Source organism: Arthrobacter sp. B3I9, from assembly GCF_030816935.1.
In the GTDB taxonomy this organism is placed as follows: domain Bacteria; phylum Actinomycetota; class Actinomycetes; order Actinomycetales; family Micrococcaceae; genus Arthrobacter.
This window is the reverse complement of sequence record NZ_JAUSYO010000001.1, coordinates 79839-93171: the sequence shown is the minus strand read 5'-3', so window position 1 is coordinate 93171 and position 13333 is coordinate 79839. Positions and strand designations below refer to the sequence as shown.

The following is a 13333-nucleotide window of genomic DNA, read 5'->3' as shown; positions in this document are numbered from 1 at the left end:
CATAAGTAACCTTGCTAATGATGCGGGCGCCGGCGAGCCTGCCGGTAGTTGACTGATCCGCCCGACGTTGTGGGCGGCCCCGCACTGAGGGACACCGAACACTCTTTGACTGACACGATTTCACCGCCGGCAGCAACCAGGCCGGTCACTCCCACACGCACCATGGAGCCCGGGTTCCTGCTGAGCGGCCGCTACCGGGTTGAAGAACTTATCGGGCGCGGAAGCCAATCCACCGTCTACCGGGCCCATGACGAGTTCCTGCAGCGCAAGGTCGCCATTAAAGTCTTCCGCAACGGTGCCGATGACTTTGAGCGCTCACGCCATCAGGAGCAGGAAGTGCGCCTCCTCGCCGGGTTGAGCCACCACGCCCTCGTGACCCTGTTCGACGCCGGGGCCGACCTCGCTGACCCGGATGCACAACTCACCTACCTCGTCATGGAACTGGTCCGCGGGCCGGACCTGCGCCACCGCGCCGCCCAGGGGCCCCTCTCGGCGGCGCATATGGCGCTGATCGGTCACGACCTGGCCGACGGAATCTCGTACATGCACCACCACGGCATCGTGCACCGGGACATCAAACCGGCAAACATCCTGCTGGTGGACTACAGCAACGATGACCGGCGTCCCCGGGCGAAACTCAGCGACTTCGGCGTCGCGGTCCTTCAGGGGGAGAACCACACCGACGACGGCGGAACGTCGGGAACGCCGGCATACCTCAGCCCGGAGCAGGCCGCAGGCGAGCCCGCCGGCACTGCCAGTGACATCTACTCACTCGGCCTGGTGCTGCTCGAGGGGCTCACCGGAAAGATGGCCTACCCGGGCGCTCCGATCCAGTCCGCCGTGGCCCGGCTGCTGGAGGATCCGCACATCCCGGAGGAACTGGCTCCGATCTGGGTGGCTCTTCTCTCCTCAATGCTCGCCCGCGATCCCTCTAGCCGCCCGGCCGCCCGGGAGGTGTCCTTGGCGCTGCGGCAGGAGGTGATCAAGGGGACAGGCCGGCACCGCCTCGACAAGACGCCGTCCGAGGCAGACGAGGAAGGTCGCATGCGGGCGGTGGAACGGTACCGGATCCTGGACACTCCCGAGGACGGGGCTTTCAACCGGATCGCCGGCCTGGCAGCCCGCCTGTTCTCCGTGCCGGTGGCGATCGTCAGCGTGGTGGACCACGACCGGATTTGGTTCAAGGCCCACCACGGTACCGACGTCACCGAAATCGGCCGCGACCCGGGACTCTGTGCCTCGGCGATCCTCCAGGACGACACCTGGGTCATCCGGGATGCCACCGTTGACCCCCGGAGCCTCGCCAACCCGCTCGTGGCAGGAGAATTCGGGCTGCAGTTTTACGCCGGCGTGCCGCTGCGCACCCCGGACGGCTACAACCTCGGCACGTTCTGCATCCTGGACCGGCAGCCGCGGGAGTTCACCGACGAGGACACGCGGATGCTGGAAGACCTTGCCGCAATCGTGATGAACGACCTCGAGATGCGGCTGCAGAGCCGGGAAGCCATCGCCCGCTAGGAGTCGAAGTCCGACGACGGCTGTGCCCGCCGGTTCGCCGCGGCGGTCCCCGGCGGCAGACGGCCGCGTTCGACGGCGGCTGTGCCGGCGGCGGGCCGCCCCGCTTAGCGCCGTCCGGCGAGCAGAGCCAGCTCCAGCTCGAACCGCGCCCGCGGGTCTTCCAGGGTGTCACCGAACAGCTCCCGCAACTGCGCTGCCCGGTAGCCCACGGTCTGCGGATGGATGCCGAGTTCGGCCGCCACCGGGGCACGCTGGCCCCAGTGGCGCAGCCACGAGAGCAGGGTCTCAGCGAGCCGCTCGCGCTGCGCGGGGCGCAGACCCTCCAACGGCGCCAGGCGGCGGTTGGCCAGCTCCGTGATGGCGGACGGCTCGGCGCCGAGAATCACCTGCGCCAGATGGTCGTCGGCCCAGATCGGCAGGTCTTCCGGCCCGTCCCGCGGCTCCAGCACCGATGCGGCGAGCACGGCGAGCCGCAGCGAGTCGGGCACCTTCTCCCACCCGCCGGCGGGGCCCACGGAGGCGCTCCGGCCCTGCAGCGCCTTTTCGAGGCCCGCCCGCACCGTGTTGGACTTCTGCACCGGAACCAGAGCCACGGCGTCGGTCTCACGTTCAATCACGAGGGTTCCCGCGCCCAGCCGCAGCCGCAGCCCGGCCGCCCGGTCCAGCGGCAGCGTCACCACCACCATCCACGCCGGCAGTGACCAGTCCGCCAGGGCCGCCTTCTGGCGGAGGGCCGCCTCATCCGCCTGCCCCAGCAGCAAAAGGTCCAGCAGTTCAGTGCGGCGTCGGTCCACCGCGCCGGCGCGCTCGGACTGCTCAAAGGCGTAGGCCTCGGCGCTGACCGCCGACAGCTCGTCGATGTAGGCAAGAATCGATTCGCCCAGGTCCACCACGACGCTCTGCCCCAGATGATGCTCGACCGACACCCGGGACATCTCGCGGAATGTCACCCGGGCGCCCATGCGGTAGGCGCTCAGCAGCGCGTCCATGCTCCGCCCCTGCCGGAACTCGCCGCTTCCCAGACCCGCCACCAGCTGGCGGCTCTCCTCCGACAGTGCCGGCAGCCGCGTCCCGGGCAACTGCAGGAAGCGGTCCAGTGCGGCGGCGACCCCGCGCCGGAGGCCGCGGCCGAAGCGGCCCTCAATGGGCCGGGCGTAGTCAGGCACCAGCTGCGGCACGGCATCGATGATGGCCTCGACGATGCCCGGCATCCTGGGGCGGAGCATGTCGCTCACTTCCCGCGGCAGCGCCAGCCAGGGAGGGTCGTAACTGGGGGCAGCGGCGTGCGCGGCTGGAGTTGCATTCATGGGACATTTCCATAAAGTTGTTTCGGACAGACAGTTTCCTCAACTCGATCGTATGCCTTGGGTGAAGAACTATGACGCAAACTGACATAAGATTAGGAAATGATCCGGCTCCGTAAGCTGGCGCGCGCCGCATCTCTACTGACCACCCCGCTAGCTCCAGAAGACATTCTGGCGCTTTTCAACCCCGTGTACTCTGCTCGCCAGTTGCGCGGGGTCGTCACCCGGGTGGTTCCAGAAACGGCCGATTCCGCCACCATCTTCTTCCGTCCCGGCCGCGGCTGGCAAGCACACCTTGCCGGCCAGTGGGCCCGCATTGGCGTCGAACTCGACGGCGTCCGCCACTGGCGGTCGTACTCGCTCAGCGCCCCGGCCGGCCAGGACCCGGCCATCACCGTCACCGACATGGGCGCCGTCTCGGGGACCCTCGTGCGCAGCACCAAACCGGGCGACGTGCTCTTCCTGGCACCCCCGCAGGGCGACTTCGTCCTGCCGGAACACCCGCGTCCGCTGCTCATGCTCACCGCCGGCAGCGGAATCACGCCGGTCATGTCGATGATCCGCACGCTCGTTCCGCACCGGCCCGACTCCGACGTCGTGCTCATCCACACCGCCCGGACTCCGGCGGACGCGATCTTCCGCGAGGAACTCGCCGAACTGGCGGACCAGTTCCCCAACTTCCGCGTCATCCACTGGTTCACGGGGGAGCGCGGCCGGCTGGACTTCACCTCCGCCGATGAGATTGAGCGGCTCTGCCCCGACTGGCGCCAGCGGGCAGCTTACGCCTGCGGCCCGGAGAGCTTCCTTGACGACGCCGAAGCGCTGTGGGGGGCCGAGACTTCAGGGTCCTCAGCGGAAGTGCCAGATACCGCAGGCCTCACGATCGAGCGGTTCACCACCAAGCTCGCCGGCGGTGAAGGGCACGACGGCGGGCTCGTCACCTTCGAGGCCTCCGACCGCGAGGTCGAGGCGGACGGCGACACGCCCCTGCTCGACGTCGGCGAGGATGCTGGCGTGCTGATGCCCAGCGGCTGCCGGATGGGCATCTGCCACAGCTGCCTTATTCCCCTCCGGGCCGGCCAGGTCCGCGACCTGCGCACGGGCGAAGTCCACGGCGAGCCCGGCCAACTGATCCAGACGTGTGTTTCGGCGGCCGCCGGACCCGTAAACCTCGACCTCTAAGGAGTACCACCGCATGACGATAGTTTCCGACAAACCGGACGTTTCCGCGGACGCCGCCACAGGTGAGGCCGCCACGGCCAAGGTGACCCCAGCGAAGAAGCGGCCCGGCGCCCTCGCCGAAACCGGCAGCCCGCTGGTTCGTCCTGAGGCGGCGGCGCACCTCTCCGATGAGCAGGTGGCCGAGCTGGGCCGCGAACTTGACGCCATCCGCGACGAGGTCCTCGCCAAGCGCGGCGCCACGGATGCGGCGTACATCCGCCGGGTGATCAAGGTCCAGCGCGGGCTAGAGATCACCGGCCGCGCCACGCTCCTGGTGAGCAAGCACAAAGCAGCCTGGGCCGCCGGCACTGCGATGCTCAGCGTCGCGAAGATCCTGGAAAACATGGAACTGGGCCACAACATCCTCCACGGCCAGTGGGACTGGATGCGGGACCCGGACATCCACTCCACCACCTGGGACTGGGACTTCGTCACCCCGACGCGGTCGTGGCAGCACACCCACAACGATTTGCACCACCGCTGGACAAACGTCGTGGGCAAGGACAATGACATCGGGTACAACCTGCTGCGCATGGACCCGTCACAGGAATGGAAGCCCTTCAACCTGGGCAATCCGCTGTACAACGCTCTCCTGGCGCCGGTCTTCGAATGGGGGATCGCACTCTACGATCTCGAATTGCCTGAGTACCAGGAGGGCAAGAAGAGCAAGGAGGCCATGAGCCGGGACCTCAAGGCGCTCGGGCTCAAGGCCCTGAAGCAGTTCACCAAAGACTACGCCGCCACACCGGCGGTTGCCATGCTGACCGGCTCCGGCAAGCAGGCCCTGTATGGCACGCTGGCCGCGAATGCGATCCGCAATGTCTGGGCGCACGCGATCATCTTCTGCGGGCACTTCCCCGACGGCACCGATACGTTCACCGAAGAGATGGTCGAAGGCGAGACCCGCGGCGACTGGTACGTCCGGCAGATGATCGGGTCGGCCAACATCTCCGGGTCAAAGTTCATGCACCTGATGAGCGGCAACCTTTCCCACCAGATCGAGCACCACCTCTTCCCGGACCTGCCGTCCAACCGCTACGGCGAGGTGGCGCCGAAGGTGCGGGAGATCTGCCAGCGTTACGGATTGCCGTACACCACCGGACCGCTGCTGAAGCAGGTCGGTTCCACCTGGGCCAAGGTCTTCAAGCTGGCCCTGCCGGGCACAAAGGCCTAGCGGCCGGAGGACCGCGCGCGAGGACATCGGCGCGGGCGAATAAGAAGAACTGAAGGGGCGCCTGCCCGTGTGAACTCCGGCTTTCGGGGAAGTTCCTGCGGCAGGCGCCCCTTCAGCTTGTCTGCCGGCCCGCGGTTCCGGCGGGGTGCGGACGCCTTACATTGCACGGCACTCACTGCTAGTTTTGACAGCAGCGCCCGCTGCTGATGGTCCGCTACTGGCGGCTGGCGATTCGTCCCAGACCAGGAGGATTGATAGGCGTGAATGACGTACCTCAGCACGATGAACTTCCCTTGCCCGATTACGACCACCTCCCCATAGGGACGCTTCCCACCAGGATCCACGGACTGGATGAAGGGCAGCTTGGCCAGGTGCTCGCCTACGAGCGTGCCCACGGAAACAGGCTGCCGGTGGTCCAGATCCTCGAAAACCGGTTGACGGCCCTGCAGAACGGTGCCGAACCAAGCGGGTCAACCGCCCCGAGCACGCCGGAGGCCAGCCAGACCCAGCAAGGTTCCCCTGTGACGCCCGCGACCTCCGGTCCGCCGATCAATCCGCCCTCGCACGGCGACCCCACAAATCCCGCGCAGCCACGCTAAGGCGCCGGTTCGTTCCGGGTCCGTGGTCCTTCCGGCAGCGCTTTTTCTTGGCCCAGTGCTTTCCCGGGCCCGCCCCCGGCGGGCGTTGGCGGGCTGTAGAGGGCCGGCCGTGGAGGAATGAAATTACCCTTCAACAGCGGGTGGGCCCGGTGCTAGGGTGAGCTACCGATTGATTGAGCACGTGGTGCAAACCGCGTGGGAAGGAGATCACCATGGCTGAGCGAGGCAATACGACCCACGGCCAGGACCTGGATGACCAGATGAAGCACGAGACGCAAGGTATGGTCCGGGGCAATCAACCTGCCCACACCGAAGAGTTCCGTGAGACCGAGCCATTTCCCGATGACACGGACCCGGACGACGTGCAGGCAGCCCTGGATCCCGTAGCCAAGCCGGACAGCCGCGAGGACGAGGAACCTCCCGAGCGGGGTGGCAACTCCGGTGGCTGACCGACTGACACAATATGCGGAGCTGTACCGGCAGCCGGGGCCCTGGTGCTTGGCATACGTGGATGCCAGCGCCGGCACCGTCGATTCACTGGAAGCGGCGGATGTGCAGCCCGGAAACGTCCGGGCCGCGCTGGCCGCGCAGGGAGCCGACGAAGCGGACCTGGATGCCATCGAAGCGGCCGTCCAGCCGGCCGTCGGCGAACCCTCCCCGGTGAGCCGGTTCGTCTTAGTGCGGCAGGGAACGGTGCAAATCAACGAACTGCTGCCCGGGCCCCTTGTCGTCCCGGAGCGAATTTCGGTTGACCCCGTTCCGGACCTGCTGCCGCTGCTAAAGCACCGTCCGGAGGACTTTCCCTACGTTGTGGCAGAAGTGAGCCGGGATGAAGGCGAGATCCGGCTGCACCGCGCCGGGCAGCGGGAGCCCGAACAAAGCCAGGAAATCCAAGGGTCCAGCGAGAACCTGAACAAGGTCCCGGGCGGAGGCTGGGCGCACCTGCGGTGGCAGCACCATACCGAGGAGGTTTGGCGGCGCAACGCTGACCAGGTGGCGGGCGAGATCGACCGGACCATACGCGACAGCGGCGCGAGGCTGCTGGTCCTCGCCGGTGACATGCGGGCACGCGTGCTGGTCCAGGACCAGCTGGCGGAGGCAAGCCGCGCAGTTCTTACCGTGGTGGACTCGCACACCCACGCACCCGGTTCGGACCCTGACGCCTTCAACGCTCAGGTTGAGGAAAAAGTGGCTGAGCAGTGGGCAGCCGACCAGGCAGAGGTTTTGGACCGGTTGGCGGTGCAGGAAGGCCAGGCAAATCCGGAATCCGCGACCGGAGTGGGAGCCGTCATCCACGCCTTGCAACAGGCCCAGGTTGACGTGCTGATCTTCAACGACAGGGCATTGGCCGAACGCCGGGTCCTCGCGCTAAGTGCCGAGCCGTGGATCGCCACTGCAGAGGAAGAATCCCTCGGCGCGGAAATCCTCGGCAAAATTCCTGCGCCCGCGGCGCTGCTGAGGGCAGCGGCCCTGACCGACGCTCAGATCTTGCTGGTGCCGGGACCCGCATTGCCGGAAGGCGTGGACATCGCTGCACTGCTTCGCTGGCCGACTGGTCCGGCCGCACCCTCCGAATAGCGGCCAATAGCGGCCAAGGGCGGCTGAGGGGCGGGAGCGGAACTACACCTCTTCCGCCCCGCCTTCCGCTCCGCCCTCGAGCAGTCCCCGCTGGGCGAGATCCGCTGCTTCGGACGCTTCCGGCGGTAAGGGGTCGGTAGCGGGAGGAACGTCACTGGGCGCATAGTCCGACAGCCCTGCAGCCACCCGTTCCTGCTCGGCCGCCCTCTCGAAGTCGTCGTCGTCGATATTTTCAGGCATCTTCCCGTGCCCCGTCTGGGACGGGCCCGGCAACGCGTCCTCCTGGGGGACGATGACATCGCCGACGACGGGATCCTGCTCTTCACCTGGGGCAGACATGAGCCTCTCCTTCAGTTCGCTGGTGGTCCAAGCCTAGAGGCCGGAGCGGTCCTTGTGAACACCAGTGAACACCCTCCCCGGCCGCTCCGGCAGCACCCCAACTGTCAGCTGATCAGCAGGCTCAGGGCTTCGGCAAGGTGCCCGACTTCCCGCACCGAGAACCCCGCCGGGACCGGGCCCGGGCCGTTCGGACTCGCGGGAACCACGGCGTGCGTGAACCCCAGCCGGTGGGCCTCCTGGATACGCTGGTTGATGCCAGGCACGGGACGGACCTCGCCGGCCAGGCCAACCTCGCCGAACGCGATGAGCCGCTCCGGCAGCGGCTTCTTGGCCTTCGCGGAGGCCACGGCGAGGGCGACGGAAAGGTCTGTAGCCGGCTCGCTGAGCTTCACGCCGCCCACCGTTGCGACGTAGGAATCATCCTTGCCCAGCAAGCAGCCGGCGCGTTGCTGGAGCACGGCGAGCAGCATCGCAACCCGGGAGCTGTCGAGGCCGCTCGTTGCCCGGCGGGGCTGCGAACTGGCGCTCTCGGCCAGCAGGGCCTGCACCTCGGCCAGCAGCGGGCGCCGCCCCTCCAAGGTCACGGTGATGCAGGTGCCCGAGACAGGTTCCTTCGTCCGGGAGACAAACAGCCCGCTGGGATCGGCCAGGCCCACGATCCCGTCCTCGTTCAGGTCAAAGCAGCCGACGTCGTCGGTGGGCCCGTACCGGTTCTTGACGGCCCGGAGGAGCCGCAGCCGGGAGTGCCGTTCGCCCTCGAACTGGCAGACGACGTCCACGAGGTGCTCGAGAAGCCGCGGACCGGCGATGGAGCCGTCCTTGGTCACGTGGCCCACCAGCAGGGTGGTCATGTTGCGGCGCTTTGCCGCGGCGATGAGGGAGGCGGTCACCTCGCGCACCTGCGAGACGCCGCCGGCGCTGCCCTCGACGTCGGCGCTGCTGAGCGTCTGGACGGAGTCCACCACGAGCAGGCGCGGTTCGAGCTTTTCCACCTGGCCGAGGGCCTGGCCGAGGTCCGTTTCCGCAGAAAGGTAGAGGGACTCGGCGACGGCGTCGATCCGGTCGGCCCGGAGCTTCACCTGCGCCGCGGACTCCTCGCCCGTGATGTAGAGGACGTCCTGGGCGGTCCGTGCAAATTTGGCCGCCACATCAAGCAGGAGCGTGGATTTGCCCACGCCGGGCTCACCGGCCAGCAGGATGACGGCGCCGGGGACCAGCCCGCCGCCCAGCACGCGGTCAAGTTCGTCGACGCCGGTGGGCAGGAAGGCGGCGGTGGTCGCGTCAATTTCGGCGATTTTGCGGGCCGGCTCCAGGACAATGGTGGCCGCCGTCGTCCGGGCCACGGCGGCGCCGGTCTCCTCCACGGTGCCCCAGGCCTGGCACTCGCCGCAGCGGCCCACCCATTTCGCTGTGGTCCAGCCGCACTCCGCGCATTTGTAGCCCGGCGCCTTGGAAGTCCGGGAAGTCTTGGTAGCCATCGTTCCACCCTAGCCGCGGCCCGCGACATTGAAGCGGTACGTGCAACGGCGGCGGGGCAAGCGACCAGTTCGGCTTCGGGCAGCCTGTTGGAGTCCTGGTGCGCCCTCAGCCCGCCAAGGGCTCCTGCTACTGCTGTCATCACCTCATGATCAGGCCAAAAGCCCCGAAGATGGGGGCGCCTGGATCACACGAGAATCCCACACTCCATACGCGGATAACAGGGCTTGTGTAACGCTTGCGTGGCAGGCCGGAGCTCCTTCCAGACCCTGAGGCAATCGACCCTTACCGTGCCGCGGCGCCGAATACCTGCAAGCCTGGGAGTGGCCCCGCCTTGATGATCAGATGGTCCGGAGCCGGGCCGTCCGGGTCAGTGTTGGCGAAAGCTTGTACTCGGACAGTACGCATCCAGCGGCGGCGACTCCTTTGCCCGAATGCAGGGGGAGTCACCGCCGCTGCTGCGTCCGTCCTTGCGGCGTTTTCTTCACGTTGTTGCTGGGTCTGGCCGGCTTGGCTATTAGTCCGTGCGTGCCTTGCGCGGGTCCACGTTCCGGGCGGCCAGGATGAGGATTCCCGCAACGAAGATCGGAAGAACGCCCCACCAGAATGAGGCAGCTGTCCAGGACATGCCCGCTGCCAGGGATGCAGTGATCAGTACACCGCCGATGATCGCTCCGAGTTGGCCTGCTGCGTTAATGATTGAGCCGCCGGTGGCTCGGGTGTGGACAGGGAAGCTTTCGCTGTTGAAAAACAGCAACGCCGCGAAGGGCCCAAGCAGGAAGATCAGTCCGGCACTGTAAAGGGTGATGATGAGGGGAAAGTTTCCGTTGGGGGCTAGCAGCATGCCGCCGAAGGAAAGGCCGGAAAGAATCCATCCGATGGAGATGGCGTTGCGCCGTCCGAGGCGATCCCCCAACCACCCGAAGGCGAGGTATCCGAGGAATGCGGTGAGGTTGGAGACGATGAGGATGCCCAGGGCATTGTCGAACGTGATCCCCTTGCCGCTGGCCGCTGTGAGTACGGACGTGCCCAGAATGACGAAGGCAAGGACGCCTAACCAGCTCAGGAGAAATGAGAATCCGATAACCAGGGTGGATCGGAGGGATTCACCCTTGAAAGCTGCTGCAAGAGGTGTCGCTGCATCGGTGAGATCGACTCCCACGCTGTCGGCGAGAGCATGTGCCTCGGTGGTCTTTCCTTCGCGCAGGAGGCGCTCGGCCTTGTGGCGAGCAGTGAACTGGGGGCTCTCTTTCAGGTACCGGCCCGCAATGAAAATGAAGATGGCGGGGAACGCAGCGATGACGAAGGCCCATTCCCATCCACCGATCGGAAGGATGATGGCAATGGAGGCGGCGGCGAGGACAGAGCCGATGGGCCATCCCGACTGGACAAGCGAGTAGGTGAAGCCGCGCCGACGGGCCTTTGCCGGGTCCGAGTACGCATGGGCGAACATTTCGCCCAGGTACGTGGCGTTAATGGACTGTTCCGCGTAGCCCAGGCCGGCGACGGAGCGGACGATGATCAGCAATATGAAGCCGAGGCCGGCGACAACTCCGAGGAGCCATCCGACGGCAACCGTGAGCAGTGATGCGATCGCTGCTCCCATCACGGCAACGATGATGCCTTTGCGGCGGCCAATTTTGTCGACGATGGGGCCGACCCCGAATGCGACTAGGGCGGTACCGACGGTTACCCAGGTGTTGAGGCCTGTGGCAGTGCTTGCATCCCAGCCGAATTCGGCGGCAATCACGGGCAGAAGATTACCGAACAAGACGAAGTCATAGACTGCGAAGGTCCAGGCGAAGAAGCAGATCCAGGTGGCGATCTTGACGTCGCGGGGGGTCACCACGGGTGCTTCCCACGTCGTAGGTTGTGAAACGGTCATAATCTCGATTCCCTTGTTATGGATGGGGCCGTACGGACTCTGTCCGCGGCGTCTGGAAGTGCTCTTCAATGCGTTCCGAATTTCTAGGACAGGTACTGCTGAAATCGTTGGGTGATTTCGTCTCGGGTCGCTCCGGCGGCCAGGAGCATGGTGAGCAGCAGGCGTGATTTCAGTCCGTCTAATATTCCGGAACTCAGCAGCCCTTGACTAAGGAGGTCTCGTTCTGATCCCGGAAATCCGTAGGTTGATTCGTAGAGTTCCCCGGCCCCCGTGCGGGAGGCGAACACGACCGGGAGCTCGTCGGCAGCCTTGGCCAGAGAGGTCATCAGTTGGCGGGGTACGTGGCCGCCACCGAATGTCTCAATGACGAGTCCATCGAAGCCGTCCTGCAACACCAGTCGAATTAGCGAATCTTCGACATCCAAGCCGAGTTTCAGCAGGGCAACCCGGGGCAGTCGCGAGGAAGCAACCAGTTCCCGCGGCACTGGTCGTGTTCTTGCCGCGGGCCTGAGGGGGACCCTGACCCGGCCTTCGTTGATCCAGCCGATCGGTCCGGCGTTCGGGGAGCTGAAGGCCGCGGTGCTGGCGCTGTGCATTTTCCGCACAAATCGGGGCAGGTGAATTTCATCGTTGAAAACCACCACAGGCCCTAGCCCCCGGGACTGGTGGTTGGTGGCAACCTGCACAGCACCCAGCAGATTCGCCGGTCCGTCGGCCCCCGGGAGTCCGGGATTGCGCATAGCGCCGGTGAAGACGACGGGAAGGTCTGTCGTCAGGAGCAGATCCAGAAGGAACGAGGTTTCCTCCAGGGTGTCCGTGCCTTGGGTGATGACCACGCCATCGGTGTCCTGGTCCTGAGCCATATCCTCGATGAGACCGGCGAGTTCCAGGATGTCTTCCAGGGACAGATCTCCGGATGGGTACTGGCGAAAGCTGTGGGACGTCAGGGTCGCCAGTTTCCTGGCCTGGGGCACCGCGTCGAATAACGCCTCGGCCGTCATCTTGGGGACGGCGTCGTTTCCTTTGGAGTCCGGGACTGAAGCGATGGTCCCGCCCAACGTGATAACGGCGACGCGGGGAACTTGATTCGACACTGTGGTGAGTCCTTAGCTGGCAAAAAACGACGTGTTTGAAAGGGGAACGTGGCCAGCAAGCCGCAAGCGCTGCTGACCACGTTCCCTGGGCACTTTGCTGAGTTCAGCGGAGGGACGGTGCCCGGCTCCGGACGGGGGCTGCCTCCTAAACGGACGTTAGGGAAGGTCGCGGTCGAACGGGTAGCGGCTGTTGGAGTCGAACGGGAAACGCTTCCTGAAGTCCGCTGCGACGGTTTCGAAGGTTTCGAACGAGACGCCGTCATGGCCGGAGATGTACTCGAGGAGGCGTTCGAGCATCAGCAGGACCTGCGGGCGGCCGGAGACATCCGGGTGGATAGTGATCGGGAAGATCGCGTAGTCGTCGTGCTCGCGGTACACCCAGTCGAACTGGTCCTGCCACATCTGCTCGATGTCCCGGGGGTTTACGAAGCCGTGGCTGTTCGGGCTCGCCTTGATGAACATCATCGGGGGCAGGTCATCGATGTACCAGTTGAAGTTGATTTCGACGAGGTCGATTTCGTTTCCTCGGACCAGTGGCTTCATCCAGTGTTCAGCGGGCTTGGACAGGTCGATGTTCGTCCAGGTGTCTCCGGTGCGTGCGTAGAACGGCTGGAAGTCGTGGAACGCCTGGCTGTGGTCGTATTTGAACCCGTTTTTGAGGAGGAGATCCGTGGTCACGGGCGACAGTTCGCACCAGGGGGCGATGTATCCGCGGGGCCGTTGTCCCGAAAACTTCTCGATCAGCTCGATGGACTTGTTCAGGACGTCTTCTTCTTGTTCCGGCGTCATGGCAATCGGGTTTTCGTGCGTGTAGCCGTGGGCGCCGAGTTCGTGGCCGGCCTCGACGATCTGTTCGATCCGGTGAGGAAACGTCTCGATTGAGTGGCCGGGGGAGAAGAAGGTTGTCTGGATGCCGAATTTCTTGAAGAGCTTCAGCAGCCGCGGCACGCCTACTTCGCCCGCGAACATCCCCCTTTGGATATCTGCAGGGGAGTCCGCCCCGCCGTAAGAGCCGATCCAGCCGGCCACTGCGTCGATGTCCACGCCGATGCAGACCTTGATGTCCTTTGCCATGGGTTTCTCCTTTGGTGAGTGATTTCGGAAGAGCGTCGACGCCGCTTGGACGGAGCCGGAGTGGACACCGT

Annotated in this window: 12 protein-coding genes; 6 read left to right on the top strand and 6 right to left on the bottom strand. The window is 65.7% G+C overall.

From position 1 onward, the window contains the following. The first annotated feature begins 48 nt into the window (after positions 1 to 48). Positions 49 to 1518: a GAF domain-containing serine/threonine-protein kinase gene (locus QFZ65_RS00470; protein ID WP_306907366.1), complete on the top strand. Its 1470-nt coding sequence runs from the start codon at positions 49 to 51 to the stop codon at positions 1516 to 1518. A 104-nt stretch (positions 1519 to 1622) separates the two neighbouring features. Here QFZ65_RS00470 and QFZ65_RS00465 read toward each other — a convergent pair whose 3' ends face one another. Beyond that, the gene (locus QFZ65_RS00465; RefSeq protein ID WP_306907365.1) at positions 1623 to 2825 is read right to left on the bottom strand and encodes a CdaR family transcriptional regulator; all 1203 of its coding nucleotides are present in this window, start codon (positions 2823 to 2825) and stop codon (positions 1623 to 1625) included. 99 nt (positions 2826 to 2924) lie between these two features. Here QFZ65_RS00465 and QFZ65_RS00460 point away from each other — a divergent pair, with 99 nt between their 5' ends. From QFZ65_RS00460 to QFZ65_RS00440, 5 genes are all read left to right on the top strand, one after another. Beyond that, the gene (locus QFZ65_RS00460) at positions 2925 to 4004 is read left to right on the top strand and encodes a ferredoxin reductase (protein ID WP_306907364.1); all 1080 of its coding nucleotides are present in this window, start codon (positions 2925 to 2927) and stop codon (positions 4002 to 4004) included. 13 nt (positions 4005 to 4017) lie between these two features. Beyond that, positions 4018 to 5217: an acyl-CoA desaturase gene (locus QFZ65_RS00455; protein ID WP_306907362.1), complete on the top strand. Its 1200-nt coding sequence runs from the start codon at positions 4018 to 4020 to the stop codon at positions 5215 to 5217. A 260-nt stretch (positions 5218 to 5477) separates the two neighbouring features. Continuing rightward, entirely contained in the window at positions 5478 to 5816 is a 339-nt protein-coding gene (locus QFZ65_RS00450; protein WP_306907360.1) for a hypothetical protein, read from the top strand. A gap of 212 nt (positions 5817 to 6028) precedes the next feature. Then, positions 6029 to 6265, top strand: a complete 237-nt coding sequence (locus tag QFZ65_RS00445) for a hypothetical protein (RefSeq protein ID WP_306907359.1) — start codon at positions 6029 to 6031, stop codon at positions 6263 to 6265. Positions 6266 to 6323: 58 nt separating this feature from the next. Continuing rightward, complete coding sequence (locus QFZ65_RS00440; protein ID WP_306912459.1) at positions 6324 to 7394, top strand: Vms1/Ankzf1 family peptidyl-tRNA hydrolase; 1071 nt, start codon at positions 6324 to 6326, stop codon at positions 7392 to 7394. A gap of 42 nt (positions 7395 to 7436) precedes the next feature. Here QFZ65_RS00440 and QFZ65_RS00435 read toward each other — a convergent pair whose 3' ends face one another. From QFZ65_RS00435 to QFZ65_RS00415, 5 genes are all read right to left on the bottom strand, one after another. Beyond that, complete coding sequence (locus QFZ65_RS00435) at positions 7437 to 7733, bottom strand: hypothetical protein (protein ID WP_306907357.1); 297 nt, start codon at positions 7731 to 7733, stop codon at positions 7437 to 7439. 104 nt (positions 7734 to 7837) lie between these two features. Continuing rightward, positions 7838 to 9211 (bottom strand): DNA repair protein RadA, encoded by a 1374-nt coding sequence (gene radA, locus QFZ65_RS00430; RefSeq protein WP_306907355.1) that lies wholly within the window; start codon positions 9209 to 9211, stop codon positions 7838 to 7840. Positions 9212 to 9726: 515 nt separating this feature from the next. After that, positions 9727 to 11094 (bottom strand): MFS transporter, encoded by a 1368-nt coding sequence (locus QFZ65_RS00425; protein ID WP_306907353.1) that lies wholly within the window; start codon positions 11092 to 11094, stop codon positions 9727 to 9729. Between the two features lie 83 nt (positions 11095 to 11177). Continuing rightward, complete coding sequence (locus tag QFZ65_RS00420; protein ID WP_306907351.1) at positions 11178 to 12188, bottom strand: asparaginase; 1011 nt, start codon at positions 12186 to 12188, stop codon at positions 11178 to 11180. Positions 12189 to 12344: 156 nt separating this feature from the next. Next, positions 12345 to 13262 (bottom strand): polysaccharide deacetylase, encoded by a 918-nt coding sequence (locus QFZ65_RS00415; protein ID WP_306907349.1) that lies wholly within the window; start codon positions 13260 to 13262, stop codon positions 12345 to 12347. Positions 13263 to 13333 lie beyond the last annotated feature (71 nt).

Excerpts from the sequence above, each read along its gene's own strand:
- QFZ65_RS00465 (WP_306907365.1), bottom strand. The coding sequence starts at position 2,825 with ATGAATGCAACTCCAGCCGCGCACGCCGCTGCCCCCAGTTACGACCCT.
- QFZ65_RS00460 (WP_306907364.1), top strand. The coding sequence starts at position 2,925 with ATGATCCGGCTCCGTAAGCTGGCGCGCGCCGCATCTCTACTGACCACC.
- QFZ65_RS00455 (WP_306907362.1), top strand. The coding sequence starts at position 4,018 with ATGACGATAGTTTCCGACAAACCGGACGTTTCCGCGGACGCCGCCACA.
- QFZ65_RS00445 (WP_306907359.1), top strand. The coding sequence starts at position 6,029 with ATGGCTGAGCGAGGCAATACGACCCACGGCCAGGACCTGGATGACCAG.
- QFZ65_RS00435 (WP_306907357.1), bottom strand. The coding sequence starts at position 7,733 with ATGTCTGCCCCAGGTGAAGAGCAGGATCCCGTCGTCGGCGATGTCATC.
- radA (WP_306907355.1), bottom strand. The coding sequence starts at position 9,211 with ATGGCTACCAAGACTTCCCGGACTTCCAAGGCGCCGGGCTACAAATGC.
- QFZ65_RS00425 (WP_306907353.1), bottom strand. The coding sequence starts at position 11,094 with ATGACCGTTTCACAACCTACGACGTGGGAAGCACCCGTGGTGACCCCC.
- QFZ65_RS00415 (WP_306907349.1), bottom strand. The coding sequence starts at position 13,262 with ATGGCAAAGGACATCAAGGTCTGCATCGGCGTGGACATCGACGCAGTG.